Origin of the sequence: Flavobacterium sp. NPDC079362 (assembly GCF_050267765.1) — a bacterium.
GTDB classification, from domain to species: domain Bacteria; phylum Bacteroidota; class Bacteroidia; order Flavobacteriales; family Flavobacteriaceae; genus Flavobacterium; species Flavobacterium azizsancarii.
Window position 1 is genome coordinate 1 of the sequence record NZ_JBNNFM010000008.1, and the last position, 16,018, is coordinate 16,018.

Below are 16,018 nucleotides of genomic sequence, written 5' to 3' on the forward strand. Positions count from 1 at the left end.
TATAACGGATATTTTTAAATCCTGTTATAAGCGTTTTTTATTGTCTAAAAAATAAACCTGATCAAAAATAAGGGATGTTTTTCAGTGCCCTCAAATAAATATTCGGCTTTTTAATTGAAATAATATATTAACCTAAAGAAACTCTTTTGAAACCTGTGATTTCAACGTTGAATCCTTTAACATGGTCACTTACTTTTTTACTGTCATCTTTGATGAAGTTTTGATCTAATAAAGCTTTCTCCTGATCTAAAGTAGTATTGTCAGAGATGAAACGTTGAACTTTTCCTGGAATAATTTTATCCCAAATTTGTTCTGGTTTACCTTCAGCTTTTAATTCAGCTTTAGCATCTTCTTCCGCTTGTTTTAAAACTTCTTCAGTTAATTGAGAGAAAGAAATATATTTAGGAACATTTTTTAAAGTTTTTCCTAAACGTTTTGCTTCTTCATTTTCTTTTTCGATTACAGCAATACGAGCTGCAAGCTCAGAAGCAACGAAAGCTGGGTCAAAATCTTTGTAAGATAATGTATCAGCTCCCATAGAAGCAACTTGCATAGAGATATCTTTAGTTAAAACGTCACCATTAGCAATAGGTGCAGAAATTGCAGTTAATGCAGCAATTTTGTTAACGTGAACATAAGATCCTACGAAAGCACCTTCTAAAATTTCAAAACCACCGATTTCGATTTTTTCACCGATAACACCAGTTTGCTCGATTAATTTTTCAGCAACAGTAATTCCGTTGAAATCTGAAGCTAAGAATTCTTCTTTAGAAGAAAAGTTGATTGCTTTTTCAACTAATTCTTTAGCTAAAGTTACGAAAGCCTCATTTTTACCTACGAAATCTGTTTCGCAGTTTAAAGTTATGATAGCTCCTTTAGTTTTGTCAGCATTAACAAAAGAAACAGCAGCTCCTTCAGAAGACTCACGGTCAGAACGATTAGCAGCAACTTTTTGACCTTTTTCTCTAAGGTTTTGTATCGCTTTATCGAAATCTCCATCAGCTTCAACTAAAGCTTTTTTACAGTCCATCATTCCGGCACCTGTAGTTTGTCTTAATTTATTTACGTCTGCAGCAGTAATTGTTGCCATAATATTTTGAATTTTAATGTTAAAAGTAAAAATTCCATCTTCTAAATCCCAAACTCCAATTTTATTAAATTATCAACATAACGTTTTTAATTTGTATTTGGAATTTGGAATTTAAAATTTGGAATTTAAATTTGATTTATTCTTCAGTTGCAGCAGGAGCAGCAGCTTCAACAGCTGGTGCAGCAGGAGCAGCTTCTACAGCAGCAGCAGGAGCCGGAGCTTCTTCTGTTGTTGCAGCTTCAGTTTCCTTGTCAGAACCTCTGTCAGAAAGACCTTCGATTACAGCAGCAGTCACTAAAGATAAAATTTTGTCAATTGATTTAGAAGCATCATCATTTGCAGGAATAACGTAATCAACCTCTCTTGGGTCAGAATTCGTATCAACCATTGCGAAAACTGGAATGTTTAATTTTTGTGCTTCTTTTATTGCGATATGTTCAGCTTTGATATCTACTACGAACAATGCAGCTGGTAGTCTAGACATGTCAGCGATTGAACCTAAGTTTTTCTCTAATTTAGCACGTAGACGATCAACTTGCAAACGCTCTTTTTTAGATAACGTCATGAAAGTACCATCTTTCTTCATTTTATCAATAGAAGACATTTTTTTAACGGCTTTTCTGATAGTTACAAAGTTAGTTAGCATTCCACCAGGCCATCTTTCAGTGATGTAAGGCATGTTTGCAGCTTTTGCTTTTTCAGCAACGATGTCTTTTGCTTGTTTTTTAGTAGCTACGAATAAGATTTTTCTACCTGATGCAGCGATTTTTTTCATCGCTTCACTAGCTTCTTCAATTTTCGCTGCAGTTTTATATAGATTGATAATGTGAATACCATTACGCTCCATATAAATGTAAGGGGCCATATTTGGGTCCCATTTTCTAGTCATGTGTCCAAAGTGAACACCTGCTTCTAGTAAGTCTTTTACTTCTATTTTGTTTGCCATTTTTGTACTAGTTTACGTTCTGTTGATTAGCAATGTATAAATGGCGGTTTCCCAGGCTTTATACATTTAGATGCTAAACTATTTCCTACCTCGGTAGGAGAGCAACAACAACTGTGTTTTTTAATTTCAATAAATAATTGATCATGTCTTGTCCTAATTGAACAAGACAGGTAATATTAACGTTTAGAGAATTGGAATCTCTTACGAGCTTTCTTCTGACCGAATTTCTTACGTTCAACCATTCTTGGATCTCTTGTTAATAAACCTTCTGGTTTTAAGATAGCTCTGTTTTCAGCATTTACTTCACACATAACGCGTGCTAATGCCATTCTTACAGCTTCTGCCTGACCAGTTGACCCACCTCCGTAAACATTTACTTTTACATCAAAGTTATTTACATTTTCTGTCATAGACATTGGTTGTAAAACTTTGTATTGTAAAGTTGCAGTTGGAAAGTAAGTTGCGAATTCTTTTTTGTTTACAGTGATTTTTCCTGTTCCTTCAGAAACATATACACGTGCAACAGCGGTTTTTCTTCTACCGATTTTGTGAATAACTCCCATTACTTAAGATCGTTTAGGTTAACAGTTCTAGGTTTTTGAGCTCCTTGTTTGTGCTCAGATCCTACAACAACATTTAGATTTCTAAAAAGTTCAGCTCCTAATTTGTTTTTAGGTAACATTCCTTTTACAGCTTTTTCTACTAGTAATGCAGGGTTTTTAGATTGCAATACTTTAGCAGTTAAAGTTCTTTGTCCTCCTGGGTAACCTGTATGACGTACGTAAACTTTGTCATCCATTTTTCTACCTGTAAGGTTAATTTTTTCTGAGTTGATAACAATTACGTTATCTCCACAGTCAACGTGTGGTGTGTAACTTGGTTTGTACTTACCTCTTAAGATCATCGCAACCTTTGAAGCAAGACGACCTAAGTTATGACCCTCAGCATCTACAACAATCCACTCTTTAGTAACAGTGGCTTTGCTTGCTGAAATTGTCTTGTAGCTTAATGCGTCCATAATATTATTTTAATTAAACATTCCATCCCCAATAAAGGGGATGCAAAAGTACAATTAATTATTTTAAAACCAAATACCTGAAAAGAATATTTTATCTGCTGAAAATCAGGGTTTCAGTTTTATATTTAAAACAATAAAAAAAAACCACCTTCACAATAACGCGAAGGTGGTTCAATATTTATAATTATTTGTTATTAAACAATAAATAAATTTGCAATATCAACGACTTGTTGTGTCGTAAGTGGTTCATCATAAGCTTCTGATCCTGCGGAAGCTCCAAATGCAGTCGAGGTATTAAATCCTGCCTGAGTTATTACTCCTTCGCCGTCATAGACAGCTTGTGTGGCAGCAGGCATTCCTGCGCCTCTTTCACTATTCGAAATCCATCCTTTTAATCCGCGTAAACGTCGAACTTCTGAAGCGTGACGTGCTTCTACAGAATGAATTTGTAATGCGGCAGTTAATAAATCAGGGGCACTAATTAAATTTGCTGCCTGACCTTTGTAAGCTCTTACACCTGTATCTTCAAAAGCCTGGGCCAATGCTAAGAAGGTAGGATAGTCGTGAAACGGATCAAATGCGCCGCCTACAGTAAAGTCAAAAGTGGGCTTAGGTACAAAGTTTGCACTTGCTGTTCCGCCCAAACCTGCAATCAAAAATTTAACATGACTTGATTCGTGTGCTGCAATTTGTTGAAAAACTTTTAGATCACGACCTCCATTTTCTGATGCCGGGATTACTCCGGAGTCTAATGCCATTGCGTAAAATTCGTTTTCCAGATATTCTAATGTTAATGCAAATTGTAAAGCTCCAATAGGTGTTGCCGGTGTTGCAGTAATATCTTTTGCGAATGCCTTATTTGCCATAGCTGATAATCCAAATGGGATTGATGCATATGCCAGTGTTTTTCCTATGTTTCCAAACTGATTAAAACTGTCTCTTCTCGAGCCAGTGCTTCTCATTAAGCTATCATCAGTAAATGTTTCTATAAATTTTAAAATATTCATAATTTCTAAGTTTTAGCTAGTTAAGATTAAGGTAAATATTTGGCAGTAAATTTTGTAGTAATAAATCCTCCTGCAATTGGCAGAATTTTAGATGGATCTTTTGCAACATCCAATCCGGTTGACACACTAACAATATCATCACCGGCAAAATCCTTAGAATTAGGATTGATCAAGCTTCTAATAGCAGATGCGTGTCTGGCTTCTACCGAAACAATTTTTCCGGCTAATAGTAAATAATCAGGGCTTTTAATTAGTTTTCCGGCACCATTATAAGCTGCAACACCAGTGTCTTCAAGTGCTTTTGCAGTTGCAAGAACATCATTACGGCTATTAAAATTAAGAGACCCGTAATTAAAGGCTAAAGAAGGGAGTAATTGAGAATTGGGATCAGGAAGTGCTCCGGTTAAAGCAGCTTTAAAAAAATCTCTGTGAATTACTTCATGATGATATAAATCAGTTAATACCTGACGTTCAATATCATTAAATGTGCTATTAAAGCTTGTAGAATTTACAACTTTAGTATAAAAATCAGCTTCTAGTTGTTCCAGAGCATAAGCATAAGTCAATACTCCAAAGTCACCAGAGCCTAAGTCAAATACGCCATTTCTAATTCCTGGTAACGATGTGTCCTCCATATCGTTATCATTGTCATTATCGCTGCAGCCAGCAAAAACCAAACCTGCAGTAACTAGTGTTAAGCCGCTGAGCTTCAGAAAGCTCCTTCTATTATTCAATGAAGGGTCAACTTCATGAATTTTAACTTCGTTTTTCATAATCTAGGTTTTTTAAAAAGGTTAATAACATGTATTAAGGTATTAACGTAATTTTTGTAGGTGCGGTTTTGAAAAATCACACTTTTTTATTTTTATTTTCAAAAATGCCCTATAATTTCAAATACTGGTAGGTGTTTTTTGTTTTATTTTCGCTAATTCTACTATATTTGTATTAATTACATAAAATTATTTTTAAATGAAAGCTAAAGCAACTCTAAAACAAATTGCGAAAGAACTAGGTGTTTCTGTGTCTACGGTTTCTAAGGCGTTAAATGACAGTCCGGAAATCAGTGAGCAAACGAAGGTGAAGATTAAGGAGTATGCCAAACTCAAAAATTATAAACCGAATGTTATTGGTCTGAATTTAAAGAATCGTAAAACCAAAACAATTGGTGTAATTATACCTAATATATTAAACTCCTTTTTTGCAAAGGTTTTTAGTGGTATCGAAAAAGTAGCCGATAAAAAAGGATATAATGTAATTACGTGTATTTCGAATGAATCTTTAGAGAAAGAAATTCATACCCTTGAAATGTTGAGCAACGGAACAATTGACGGATTCATTCTATCAGTTTCTGAAGAAGCACAAAAATTACAGGATTACACACATTTTTCAGCAATTATAAATGATGGAACTCCTATTGTAATGTTTGATCGTATTGCAGATGAAGTAGAATGTGATAAAGTTGTAGTTGATGATTTTGATTCAGCTTTAAATTCTACGCAGCATTTAATTAATTTGGGATGTAAAAACATTGCCTTAATTTCTTCAGTAGATAATTTAAGTGTCGGAAAATTAAGAGCAGATGGATATTTGAAAGCTTTAGCGGATAATAATATTCCGGTAAACGAAAAAATTATTCTTCGTACCGATTCTGAAGATGATATGAAGAGTAAGATTGATGCAATTTTTGATCATAAAATCGATGCAATTTTTGCTTTGGATGAAAATGATTCAGTTGCCGCTTTACGTGTAAGTTTGAAAAAAGGATATAAAGTTCCGGAAGATATATCTATAATAGGTTTTGCTGACGGAATTTTGGCTTCAAGACGTTTGTCGCCAAGTTTGACAACAGTTAGTCAACATGGAATTGAAATTGGAGAAGTCGCCGCTAAGTTATTGATCAAACGTTTAGAGGAATCAGAAGAAGAAACTTCAGATTACGAAACCATCGTCATCAAAACAAAATTGAAAGAACGGGAATCGACAAGAAAAGTTTAAATAAACAAAAACCATTCGCTGCGGCGAATGGTTTTTTGTTTATTTTAATAGGTAAGGAAGTATCTGGATTTTATTTAAGAATTTCTTGCAATTACAATTAGTCCCAATATAAAAGGAAGAGTATAAAGAGCTAATATAACATAATTGGTATTTCTTAAATATATTTTATTCTTCTTGTTAAGGTTAGAGGCCTCAATTAAAAGTGCAATGATTATTAAAAAAAGGATAAATAATGAGAAGAAAAAAGCTAGATATGCTATTCCTATATTGCCTGAATGTTCTACAAGCGAGTATAGCAGAAAAAAAATAAAAATTGGAATTATTATTCTAATCAGGAGGTGAACAGTTATATCGAATAAATCCGAGTCTGTACTTTCTTCTGATTGAGTATTTTTAATTTCAAAAAGTTTATTTAATTCTTCATTCATAATAACTTTTATTTATTGTTTTTTGTATAATGTCACAAAAAAAGGTAATAATGCAGCGTACGCCAGAAATTCTAGAAATCCCATGATTTGTGATACCTTATAAGATATTTCCTGATCCATTGATATTGATGCAGTAGATCTTACAATCCAAAATAAATTTACTGTAGCAAGTATACAGATTGATATTATTGCTAATAAGGTGTTTCTTTTCATTTTTATTTTAGGGAAGATTAGTCTTGTTATTTTAAATTTCCAGCAAGATATAGATTTTCTCATTCATAATTTTAATTTTTTAATGAAGAGACGCAATTGAGAAATAAATCTATTAAAGTTTCTTTAATGTGCTTCTAACCAATCTTTACCTAAGCCTAGTTCAACATCCAGAGGAACGCTCATCATAAAAGCATTTTCCATTTCGTGTTTGATCATAGGCTGAATTTTTTCGAGTTCATCGTTGTGAACATCGAACACAAGCTCATCATGAACCTGAAGTAACATTCTTGATTTCCAGTTTTCTTCTTTTAGTTTTTTATGAATGTTGATCATCGCGATTTTAATCACATCGGCAGCACTTCCCTGAATTGGTGCGTTTACGGCATTTCTTTCGGCAGCACTACGAACTACAGCATTCGCGGAGTTGATGTCTTTTAAATAACGACGACGTCCCAGAATAGTTTGTACATATCCTTTTTCGCGGGCAAATTCTATTTGTTCCTGAATATATGATTTTAATCTAGGGTATGTTTTGTAATACGCTTCGATCAAAGCGGCACTTTCGCTGCGGGATAATGACGTTTGGTTGCTTAATCCAAAAGCAGAAACACCGTATATAATCCCGAAGTTTACTGTTTTTGCATTACTCCTTTGTTCACGTGAAACTTCATCTAAAGGCACATCAAAAACTTTTGCAGCAGTTGCTTTGTGAATGTCTTCTCCGTTTTTAAATGCAGCAATCATATTTTCTTCGCCACTCAAAGCAGCAATAATTCTTAATTCTATTTGCGAGTAATCGGCAGAAATTAAAGTATGGTTTTCATCGCGGGCAACAAAAGCTTTACGAATCTGACGTCCTCTTTCAGTACGAATCGGGATATTCTGCAAGTTCGGATTATTAGAACTCAAACGTCCGGTTGCCGCAACAGTTTGCATATAATCCGTATGAACACGTAATGTTTTTTTGTCTACTTGTTCCGGTAAAGCCAATATATAGGTGCTTTGTAATTTCACCATTTGACGCCAGTCTAAAATTTGTTTTACGATTGGATTATCGTTGGCTAAATAAGTCAAAACCTCTTCGCCAGTTGCATATTGACCCGTTTTGGTCTTCTTTTGTTTTGCTCCGCCAATTTTTAATTTGTCAAATAAAATATCTCCTAATTGTTTTGGAGATGCTAAATTGAATTTCTCACCGGCAGTTTCGTATATTTTTTGTTCTAAAGATTTAATCTCAACATCCATTTCTTTAGACATTGCGCTTAAGAATTCGACATCTAAACGGATTCCTTCTGTTTCCATAGCTGCTAAAACACTTACCAGCGGAATTTCGATTTCGTCAAATAATTTTTTAGTTTCTGTTTTGTCTAATTCAGCAGTAAAAATTTCTTTTAACTGTAATGTTATATCCGCATCTTCAGCAGCATATTCCTTGATTTCTTCAAGAGCTACGTCACGCATTGTGATTTGGTTTTTTCCTTTTTTACCAATTAAAGTTTCGATTGATTTTGGAGAATATTTCAAATACGTTTCAGCCAGAATATCCATATTATGACGCATATCCGGATTAATCAAATAATGCGCAATCATCGTGTCAAAAAGTTTTCCTTTTACAACAACGCCGTAATTAGAAAGGATTTTTAAATCATATTTTAAATTCTGACCAATTTTTTCGATGTTCTCATTCTCAAAGAAAGGCCTGAATTTATCTACTAAAACCTGAGCTTCTTCCTGACTTTCCGGAAACGGAACATAAAATGCTTTTCCTTTTTCGTATGCAAAGGATATTCCTACCAATTCAGCGTGCAAAGCATCTAAGCCGGTAGTTTCAGTATCAAAACAAACAGATGTTTGTTTTTGTAAATTTTGTATCAATAATTTTATTCCTAAATCGCCTTCAACAGCTTGATAGGAGTGCGGTGTGTTTTCCAGGGTGTTGTAAAATGAAGTTCTTTCTTCTGAGCTTTCATCTATAGTTGCGCCGCCGCCAAAAAGATCAAATTGATCGTCGTTCTTTGGTTGTGGTTTTTTATATAGTTTAGCTTCATCACCTTTGTTTGCCAATTCGTTTCCACCGCCAACTTTAAATAAGTTGTCAAATTGCTCTGCCATTCTTCTAAACTCCAATTCCTGAAAAATAGCATCTGTTTTCTCGATATCAGGACGTGAAAGCTCGTAATCATTTTCATTGAAAACCACATCGCAATCACATATAATAGTTGCTAGTTTTTTAGATAAAATTCCTTTTTCCTTATTAGCTTCGATGTTTTCTTTCATCTTGCCTTTTAGTAAATGAGTGTTTTCTAAAAGATTTTCCATTGAACCAAACTCTTTTAGGAATTTTTTGGCAGTAACCTCACCAACACCCGGTAATCCTGGAATATTATCGACAGCATCTCCCATCATTCCAAGAAAATCGATTACCTGTTCCGGTTTTTCAATTTCAAATTTTGCCAAAACTTCGGGAACACCCCAAATTTCGATACCATTTCCCATACGGGCTGGTTTGTACATGAATATATTTTCAGAAACTAATTGTGCAAAATCCTTATCTGGTGTTACCATAAAGACTTTGTAGTTTTCTTTTTCGGCTTGTTTAGCGATTGTTCCAATTAAATCATCGGCTTCGCATCCTTCTATTTCAATAATAGGAATATGCATTGCTCTTAATAATTCCTGAATATAAGGTACGGCAATTTTTATAGCTTCTGGTGTAGCATCGCGATTGGCTTTGTATTCTGTAAACATCTCGGTTCTTACATGACTTCCGCCTTTGTCAAAAGCTACAGCTAAGTGGTCTGGCTTCTCACGTTTTATAACATCTAAAAGAGAGTTCATGAAACCCATAATCGCTGATGTATCCATTCCTTTTGAATTGATTCGTGGATTTTTTATAAAAGCATAATAACCACGAAAAATTAAAGCGTAAGCATCGAGAAGAAAAAGGCGTTTTTGAGTAGACATAAAAAAAATATTAGTCTGTAAAAATAAACAATTGGGTCTCAAAAAATAATCAAAAAAGAAATTTTTTACCATATAAGTAATATAAGTCCATTTTGGCAGTGTGCACCGCCTGGAGATGCACCACAGTTCATATGATTATTATGGATATTATAAATATTTAAAAAGACCTTATATAGGTTATATGATAGAAAAACCGACAAATAGTTAATATCAAGTTAATTTTTTTTATTCAGGGTTTTCTTCATTTTGTCTTCATATTACAGAGGTACATTTGATCTATAAAATAAGAGATACCAATTTAAATATTAGAAATCATGAGAAATTCATTAATGTTATTAGCAGCAGTTTTAGGAACAAGTATAATGGTTTCAGCAGCTCCGGCTCCAGTAAAAAAAGCACCGGTAAAAGAAGTTAAAGCAACTCCTGCAAAAGAAATAAAAACGGCTCCTGTAAAAGAATCTAAAGCAACTCAGGCAAAAGAAGTTAAAACAACTCCGGTAAAAGAAGCTAAAGCTACAAAAAATACTAAAAGCAAATCTGATAAAAAAGTGAAATCAGAAAAAACAGAGGCTCCAAAAGCAGAAACTGCTAAAGTGAAAAAATAAGACAAAGGTCATTATAAAATAAAAGTTATTAATTCAAAATATTAGAAATCATGAGACATTTCTTAATGTTATTAGTAGCAGTTTTAGGAACAAGTGCAATGGTAAGTGCGTTTCCTGCAAAAGACGTGAAGCCGGCTCCTGCAAAAGAGGTTAAAGCGACAAAACACCCTAAAACAAAATCTGATAAAAAAGTAAAATCAGAAAAAACACTAGCTCCGAAAACGGAAGCTCCACAAGTAAAAAAATAAGGAAAAAGAGTATTATAAAATAAAAGGTTAATTAATTTAAAACTTAAAAGTCATGAAAAATTTATTTATTGTATTAGCAGCAGTTTTAGGAACAAGTGCAATGGTTAGCGCTCAAACAACTCCAACGCAGGCAGCGCCGGCAAAAGAAGTAAAAGCCACAAAACATCACAAAAACAAAGCAGATAAAAAAGTGAAGTCAGAAGCTCCAAAAGCGGAAACTCCAAAGGCAAAATAAGAAAAAAGGTTATTGTAAAATAAAAGTTTAAATAATTTAAAATTTAGAAATCATGAGAAATTTATTTATAGTATTAGCAGCAGTTTTAGGAACAACCGCAATGGTAAGTGCACAAACAACTCCAACACAGGCAGCACCTGCAAAAGAGGTTAAGGCTACAAAACATCACAAAAACAAAGCGGATAAAAAAGTAAAAGCAGAAGCACCAAAAGCTGATGCTACTAAAATGAAATAATAAAATTGTTTTTCTTTTGCTTTCAAACAATTGTAAGGGAGGCAAAACAGAAGTAATGATTATGAGGATGCAGGGGGAAAGCTGGTAAAGAAATTTATCAGCTTTTTTTGATTCGTTATTTTTTTTATAATTTGCAACAAGGCTTTTTATAATTGCTTAAATTTAGTTGCGCTTAAATGCTGTGTTTATGAATATTTTAATTGTTGAAGATAATAAAGAGCTTGCTGTCGAGGTTTATGATTTTTTGTGCAACGTAGGTTATGTTTGCAAAATTGCTCATAATTGCAGTGATGCTTTAGAAGAAGTTAGTAGTAATGATTATGATGCAATGCTTCTTGATCTTGGTTTGCCGGATGGAGATGGTTTTGATATTTTGAAAACCGTTAGAAAAACAAAATCAAAAATGGCTGTAATTGTACTTACGGCCCGAGGTGAACTGGATGACAGAATAAATGGTTTGCACCTTGGTGCAGATGATTATTTGACTAAACCATTTGCATTAACTGAACTTAGTGCGAGATTGTTTGCTGTTATTCGCAGGATTCACGGTTTTACTTTGAATAACTTAAGTATTCATGGATTTTTGTTACAGCTTCAGGATTATAAAGTAAGTTATGATGATGTGCCGATTAATTTAACTAAAAAAGAATTTGATATTTTTCAATATTTAGTACTCAATAAAAATAGGGTAATTACCAGATTGCAACTCACAGAACATATTTGGGGAGACATTCTTGAAGTAAATTCAGATTCTAATTTTATAGATGTTCATGTTCGAAATCTTCGAAAAAAATTGGATAAACATACGGCCATCGATTGGTTTGAAACTGTTAGAAATGTAGGTTATCGTATTAATGAATAAATAAATTATTGTGAAGATAAAGCATCAATTAGCTATTTTTAATGCGCTGACGAGATTGTTAGTGATTGTAGTTTTATGGCTAATGCTGCCTATTTTGGTCGAAAATGTTGTTTACAGACATATTAATAATGGACTTCTGGAAAAAAAGAAGAAATTCATTGATCATTTAGACCGAAATGAAATAAATGATTTTATAGAAAACTCTGATGATTCGACAGAAACCTATTCCCAGTTTTCTACACTTCATAGTGAGTTTTTGGTGCTTTCAAAATCTCCAATAAAACACAATCAAAAGAAAGCTGTTTTTACGAATGAATATCGCATTATCGAAGGAGAAGAAAATGAATACAGGATCCTTCAGTATCATTTTACGTTCGACAAGCAAGGATATCAGTTAGAAATTGGCAGCAGTCTTAATGAAGTAAAAGACCTAACTTTTATCATTAAGTTTTTTATTATAATTGTTTTCGTAGTCATACTATTCATTACTTTTTTGGCAGACACTTTTTATATCGAATATTTGCTTAAGCCTTTTTATAAAATTATTGATACAAAAATAAGGCGAGTCAATGAACCGGAAGCCTTTGATCATACACCAATAAAAGCAAGATCGAGAGATTTTAGAGAACTTGATTTTGTATTGAATCAAATGATGGATCGTATTGCGGAGCTTTTCAAAAAAGAAAAACAATTTATTTCTAACGTTTCGCATGAATTGCTTACGCCAATTGCGTTGCTTAAAAGTAAATTCGAAAATTTACTCCAAAATGATTCTTTAGATGATAATGCTTTTGATAAAATAGCGGGTTCGCTCAGGACATTAGATATGCTGAAAAAAATCATCAATAATTTATTGTTGATTTCAAGAATTGAAAACAATCAGTATCAGGCGAATGAAATTATAAATTTTCATGAAATAATTACAGATCTTCAGGAGGATCTACAAGACAGGATTGATGACAGGGAACTTCAGTTTTTGAATAAAATGGAACATGATTTTATGTTTACGGGAAATAAAACACTGATTCATATTCTGATTTATAATCTAGTAACAAATGCTATAAAATACAATAGGCCAAAAGGAACTATTCTGGTTACGGATGGTTTTTTAGAAGATAAATATTTTATTTCTATAACAGATTCTGGTATTGGAATGAATGCTTCTCAAATAGAAAATATATTTAACAGGTTTGCGAGAATTAGTTCAGATCAGGATGGTCAGGGTTTAGGGCTTGCAATAGCGGATAGTATCGCTTCTTTTCATCATATCGAAATTAAAGTTACTTCTGTAATAAATGTAGGTACAGTCTTTATGTTGCTGTTTCCGGAAGTTACAAAGCATAATTAAAAGTTAATTTTTTTCAGGTAGTACAATCTTCATTTAATCTTCATTTAGTGATTATATCTTTGAGGTATAATAAATGAAAATAATAATAATCATAAATCAACAATCATGAAAAAATTAGTAATGTTAGCAGTAGCTGTTTTAGGAACAACTGCAATGGTAAGCGCTCAAACAACTCCAGCTCAAACAACTCCGGTAAAAGAAGCAAAAGCTCCTAAAAAAGAGAAAAAAGCAGACAAAAAAACTAAAAAAGCAGAAGTTAAAGCAGAAGCTGCTAAACCAGAAGCTAAAAAATAAAACGACATAGGTTTGCGAATGTAAACCGTGTTGTGGATTATAAAGGTTTTAAAAAATTTGGTAGAGAAAAAGCTGGTAGAGAAATCTATCAGCTTTTTGTGTTATTTGAGTTAAATTTTTGATAATAAAAAGCTATAAAATTTCCATTCTTTGTTACTTTGTTTAAAACTATAAATAATGATCTTACGTTTTGTACTTCTATGTGCTCTTTTTTTATTTATTGAGTTCTATTCTTATCAAGCCTTCCGCACTTTAATCAGATTAAGATGGGTTTTGGTGAGTTATCAGGTTATAAGCTTATTGCTTTTAATTTTTATTATTTACTCTTTTACGCAATTTGATCGTTCTGTTGGGCAAACCAGACAAACCATGTTTACAATGGGATTAATGTTATTGGTTTATGTGCCAAAAATAGTTTTAACGCTTGTAATGTTCGGAGAAGATATTTTTAGAATAGGAGCAAGTATCCTGAATTACTTCATGTACAATGCGCCTCGTTCAGAAATGATGCCTAACAGGCGAAGGTTTGTTAGTCAGATAGCATTAGGTTTGGCTGCGGTTCCTTTTTTATCCTTGATTTACGGGATTTTTGAAGGCAAATATAATTTTAAAGTATTTAGGCAAACAATATATTTTCCTGATTTACCGGATGCTTTTGATGGTTTTAAGATCACACAGATCTCAGATGTTCATAGCGGAAGTTTTGATAATCCGGAAAAGATAAATTATGCTATTGATTTGATTAATCAGCAAGAAGCGGATATGATATTGTTTACCGGAGATATTGTAAATACCCATGCTACAGAAATGCATCCGTGGTTAGAGACTTTTAATAGAATAAAAGAATATCAATACGGGAAGTTTTCAGTTTTAGGGAACCATGATTATGGTGAATATGTGACATGGCCATCTGAAAAGGAAAAAGACGAGAATTTTAAGGCAATTAAGGATCTTTACGGGCAAATTGGATTTGAGCTTTTGTTAAACGAACATACTTATATTCAGAAAGGCGACGATAAAATCGCTTTAATCGGAGTAGAGAACTGGGGTCAGAATTTTAAAAAGGCTGGAGATTTAAATAAAGCTTCTCAAAATGTGCATCAGGACGATTTTAAGGTATTAATGAGCCATGATCCGAGTCATTGGGAATATGAGATAAAAAATCACCCTAAGAACTTTCATTTAACGTTGGCAGGCCATACACACGGCATGCAATTTGGAATCGAAATTCCGGGATATTTTAAATGGAGTTTAGCACAATATATTTACAAGCAATGGGCTGGACTGTATGAAAATGTTGGCCGCTATGTTTATGTAAATCGAGGATTTGGTTTTCATGCTTATCCGGGACGAGTGGGTATCATGCCTGAAATAACAGTGATTGAACTAAAAAAAGGGAACAATGTGGCTTAATTCGTTAAAAATGCTACATTTGTATATCATTATCTCTTTTTAACAGAATAATAAAGAATTAAATTTTTGGTTTTATGTCAAAATTTGGAGAACTTATAAATGCTCAAGTTCCAGTGTTGATCGATTTTTACACTGATTGGAACGAATCATCCGTATCTATGCATCCTGTAATTAAGGATGTTGCTGCTGCACTTGGCGATAAAGCCAAAGTGATTAAGATTGATGTGGATAAAAATCAGGAATTAGCAGAAGCACTTCGTATTAAGGGGCTTCCTACATTAATGATATATAAAGAAGGGCAAATGATCTGGAGGCAGTCAGGAGAGTTAGATGCAAATACTATTATTGGAATTGTCCAGGAACAATTCGATTTATAAAATACTACTTCTTCGTTGGTATTATTGTTTAGTGAATAATATCAAACGTATATCCGTTTTCCTTTAAAAAGTGTAAAGTTTTAGGCAAGGCAAATTTTAAATTTGGCGAAGCTTTAATGCTGTCATGAAATACAATTACACTTCCGGATTTTACATTTTTAGTAACGTTTTCAAGACATTTTTCAGGAGTAATGGTCTGATCAAAATCAGCGCTCAAAACATCCCACATAATTATTTTGTAACCTAATTTTCTTAGGATTTTAGATTGTGCCTTTTTTATTTTTCCATAAGGTGGACGAAATATAAGATTGCATGTTTTTTCTTTTTCCAGAACAGCGGCACAATTTTTTACATTTTCTATATAATCGTTATTGTTGCTTTTCCAGCCATTAACATGATTCATCGTATGATTTCCTATGGAGTGTCCATCAGTAATTAATTTCTCGAATAAGGATAAATTGGCTTTTATGTTTTTTCCAATACAGAAGAAAGTAGCCTTTGCATCGAACTTTTTCAATTCAGATAAAACCCAGTCTGTAATTTCCGGAGTTGGGCCATCATCAAATGTTAGGTATATTTTCTTTTCATTGTTTGGAATGTCCCAACAATATTTAGAAAACACCCTTTTTATGAATGAATTTGTTTTTACCCAATAAAAGCTCATTTTAAATTGATTTACAGATATGTAAAAATAAAAAATGCAGCGCTATTTATCAAATAGTGCTGCATTTTTTTAATTG

The 16,018-nt window shown here is 33.1% G+C and carries 19 protein-coding genes; 10 read left to right on the forward strand and 9 right to left on the reverse strand.

The features are described from left to right. Window positions 1–127: 127 nt before the first annotated feature. The 6 genes from tsf to ACQKCJ_RS09370 all read right to left on the reverse strand — a co-directional run bounded on the left by tsf (window position 128) and on the right by ACQKCJ_RS09370 (window position 4,834). Window positions 128–1,090 carry a translation elongation factor Ts gene (gene tsf, locus ACQKCJ_RS09345; protein ID WP_271337686.1) on the reverse strand — a complete coding sequence of 321 codons (963 nt, stop codon included), beginning with the start codon at window positions 1,088–1,090 and terminating at the stop codon, window positions 128–130. Window positions 1,091–1,226: 136 nt separating this feature from the next. Next, a complete protein-coding gene (rpsB, locus tag ACQKCJ_RS09350; RefSeq protein ID WP_271337685.1) occupies window positions 1,227–2,036 on the reverse strand; it encodes a 30S ribosomal protein S2 in 810 nt (269 codons plus the stop codon). A gap of 176 nt (window positions 2,037–2,212) precedes the next feature. Beyond that, the gene (gene rpsI, locus ACQKCJ_RS09355; RefSeq protein WP_007808909.1) at window positions 2,213–2,599 is read right to left on the reverse strand and encodes a 30S ribosomal protein S9; all 387 of its coding nucleotides are present in this window, start codon (window positions 2,597–2,599) and stop codon (window positions 2,213–2,215) included. After that, a complete protein-coding gene (gene rplM / locus ACQKCJ_RS09360; protein WP_089353105.1) occupies window positions 2,599–3,054 on the reverse strand; it encodes a 50S ribosomal protein L13 in 456 nt (151 codons plus the stop codon). The genes rpsI and rplM overlap by 1 nt, the downstream gene beginning before the upstream one ends. Window positions 3,055–3,248: 194 nt before the next feature. After that, on the reverse strand, window positions 3,249–4,061 hold the full coding sequence (locus ACQKCJ_RS09365; RefSeq protein WP_271337684.1) for a ferritin-like domain-containing protein: 813 nt from the start codon (window positions 4,059–4,061) through the stop codon (window positions 3,249–3,251). 26 nt (window positions 4,062–4,087) lie between these two features. Then, a complete protein-coding gene (locus ACQKCJ_RS09370) occupies window positions 4,088–4,834 on the reverse strand; it encodes a ferritin-like domain-containing protein (RefSeq protein WP_271337683.1) in 747 nt (248 codons plus the stop codon). Between the two features lie 196 nt (window positions 4,835–5,030). Between ACQKCJ_RS09370 and ACQKCJ_RS09375 the strand changes: the two genes are divergently transcribed. Then, window positions 5,031–6,056 (forward strand): LacI family DNA-binding transcriptional regulator, encoded by a 1,026-nt coding sequence (locus ACQKCJ_RS09375; RefSeq protein WP_271337681.1) that lies wholly within the window; start codon window positions 5,031–5,033, stop codon window positions 6,054–6,056. Between the two features lie 74 nt (window positions 6,057–6,130). Here ACQKCJ_RS09375 and ACQKCJ_RS09380 read toward each other — a convergent pair whose 3' ends face one another. Both ACQKCJ_RS09380 and polA read right to left on the reverse strand, forming a co-directional pair. After that, window positions 6,131–6,484 (reverse strand): hypothetical protein, encoded by a 354-nt coding sequence (locus tag ACQKCJ_RS09380; protein WP_271337680.1) that lies wholly within the window; start codon window positions 6,482–6,484, stop codon window positions 6,131–6,133. Window positions 6,485–6,820: 336 nt separating this feature from the next. Continuing rightward, window positions 6,821–9,661, reverse strand: a complete 2,841-nt coding sequence (gene polA, locus ACQKCJ_RS09385; RefSeq protein WP_427401906.1) for a DNA polymerase I — start codon at window positions 9,659–9,661, stop codon at window positions 6,821–6,823. 314 nt (window positions 9,662–9,975) lie between these two features. On the opposite strand from polA, the gene ACQKCJ_RS09390 reads away from it, so the two are divergent. From ACQKCJ_RS09390 to ACQKCJ_RS09430, 9 genes are all read left to right on the forward strand, one after another. After that, on the forward strand, window positions 9,976–10,266 hold the full coding sequence (locus tag ACQKCJ_RS09390; RefSeq protein WP_271337678.1) for a hypothetical protein: 291 nt from the start codon (window positions 9,976–9,978) through the stop codon (window positions 10,264–10,266). 50 nt (window positions 10,267–10,316) lie between these two features. Beyond that, a complete protein-coding gene (locus ACQKCJ_RS09395) occupies window positions 10,317–10,514 on the forward strand; it encodes a hypothetical protein (RefSeq protein WP_271337677.1) in 198 nt (65 codons plus the stop codon). Window positions 10,515–10,566: 52 nt separating this feature from the next. After that, window positions 10,567–10,749: a hypothetical protein gene (locus ACQKCJ_RS09400; protein ID WP_271337676.1), complete on the forward strand. Its 183-nt coding sequence runs from the start codon at window positions 10,567–10,569 to the stop codon at window positions 10,747–10,749. Window positions 10,750–10,801: 52 nt separating this feature from the next. After that, entirely contained in the window at window positions 10,802–10,984 is a 183-nt protein-coding gene (locus ACQKCJ_RS09405) for a hypothetical protein (RefSeq protein WP_271337675.1), read from the forward strand. Between the two features lie 187 nt (window positions 10,985–11,171). Next, the gene (locus ACQKCJ_RS09410) at window positions 11,172–11,846 is read left to right on the forward strand and encodes a response regulator transcription factor (RefSeq protein ID WP_271337674.1); all 675 of its coding nucleotides are present in this window, start codon (window positions 11,172–11,174) and stop codon (window positions 11,844–11,846) included. Between the two features lie 10 nt (window positions 11,847–11,856). Further along, window positions 11,857–13,194 (forward strand): sensor histidine kinase, encoded by a 1,338-nt coding sequence (locus ACQKCJ_RS09415; RefSeq protein ID WP_427401907.1) that lies wholly within the window; start codon window positions 11,857–11,859, stop codon window positions 13,192–13,194. Between the two features lie 105 nt (window positions 13,195–13,299). After that, window positions 13,300–13,488 (forward strand): hypothetical protein, encoded by a 189-nt coding sequence (locus ACQKCJ_RS09420; protein ID WP_271337672.1) that lies wholly within the window; start codon window positions 13,300–13,302, stop codon window positions 13,486–13,488. A 177-nt stretch (window positions 13,489–13,665) separates the two neighbouring features. Beyond that, the gene (locus ACQKCJ_RS09425; protein WP_271337671.1) at window positions 13,666–14,901 is read left to right on the forward strand and encodes a metallophosphoesterase; all 1,236 of its coding nucleotides are present in this window, start codon (window positions 13,666–13,668) and stop codon (window positions 14,899–14,901) included. 74 nt (window positions 14,902–14,975) lie between these two features. Beyond that, window positions 14,976–15,278, forward strand: a complete 303-nt coding sequence (locus ACQKCJ_RS09430) for a thioredoxin family protein (protein WP_271337669.1) — start codon at window positions 14,976–14,978, stop codon at window positions 15,276–15,278. 28 nt (window positions 15,279–15,306) lie between these two features. On the opposite strand, the gene ACQKCJ_RS09435 is transcribed toward ACQKCJ_RS09430, so the two are convergent. Beyond that, a complete protein-coding gene (locus ACQKCJ_RS09435; RefSeq protein WP_271337668.1) occupies window positions 15,307–15,942 on the reverse strand; it encodes a polysaccharide deacetylase family protein in 636 nt (211 codons plus the stop codon). Between the last annotated feature and the right edge of the window lie 76 nt (window positions 15,943–16,018).

Coding starts and splice junctions, on each gene's coding strand:
- tsf (WP_271337686.1), bottom strand. CDS start 1,090: ATGGCAACAATTACTGCTGCAGACGTAAATAAATTAAGACAAACTACA.
- rpsB (WP_271337685.1), bottom strand. CDS start 2,036: ATGGCAAACAAAATAGAAGTAAAAGACTTACTAGAAGCAGGTGTTCAC.
- rpsI (WP_007808909.1), bottom strand. CDS start 2,599: ATGGGAGTTATTCACAAAATCGGTAGAAGAAAAACCGCTGTTGCACGT.
- rplM (WP_089353105.1), bottom strand. CDS start 3,054: ATGGACGCATTAAGCTACAAGACAATTTCAGCAAGCAAAGCCACTGTT.
- ACQKCJ_RS09365 (WP_271337684.1), bottom strand. CDS start 4,061: ATGAATATTTTAAAATTTATAGAAACATTTACTGATGATAGCTTAATG.
- ACQKCJ_RS09370 (WP_271337683.1), bottom strand. CDS start 4,834: ATGAAAAACGAAGTTAAAATTCATGAAGTTGACCCTTCATTGAATAAT.
- ACQKCJ_RS09375 (WP_271337681.1), top strand. CDS start 5,031: ATGAAAGCTAAAGCAACTCTAAAACAAATTGCGAAAGAACTAGGTGTT.
- ACQKCJ_RS09380 (WP_271337680.1), bottom strand. CDS start 6,484: ATGAATGAAGAATTAAATAAACTTTTTGAAATTAAAAATACTCAATCA.
- polA (WP_427401906.1), bottom strand. CDS start 9,661: ATGTCTACTCAAAAACGCCTTTTTCTTCTCGATGCTTACGCTTTAATT.
- ACQKCJ_RS09390 (WP_271337678.1), top strand. CDS start 9,976: ATGAGAAATTCATTAATGTTATTAGCAGCAGTTTTAGGAACAAGTATA.
- ACQKCJ_RS09395 (WP_271337677.1), top strand. CDS start 10,317: ATGAGACATTTCTTAATGTTATTAGTAGCAGTTTTAGGAACAAGTGCA.
- ACQKCJ_RS09400 (WP_271337676.1), top strand. CDS start 10,567: ATGAAAAATTTATTTATTGTATTAGCAGCAGTTTTAGGAACAAGTGCA.
- ACQKCJ_RS09405 (WP_271337675.1), top strand. CDS start 10,802: ATGAGAAATTTATTTATAGTATTAGCAGCAGTTTTAGGAACAACCGCA.
- ACQKCJ_RS09410 (WP_271337674.1), top strand. CDS start 11,172: ATGAATATTTTAATTGTTGAAGATAATAAAGAGCTTGCTGTCGAGGTT.
- ACQKCJ_RS09420 (WP_271337672.1), top strand. CDS start 13,300: ATGAAAAAATTAGTAATGTTAGCAGTAGCTGTTTTAGGAACAACTGCA.
- ACQKCJ_RS09425 (WP_271337671.1), top strand. CDS start 13,666: ATGATCTTACGTTTTGTACTTCTATGTGCTCTTTTTTTATTTATTGAG.
- ACQKCJ_RS09430 (WP_271337669.1), top strand. CDS start 14,976: ATGTCAAAATTTGGAGAACTTATAAATGCTCAAGTTCCAGTGTTGATC.
- ACQKCJ_RS09435 (WP_271337668.1), bottom strand. CDS start 15,942: ATGAGCTTTTATTGGGTAAAAACAAATTCATTCATAAAAAGGGTGTTT.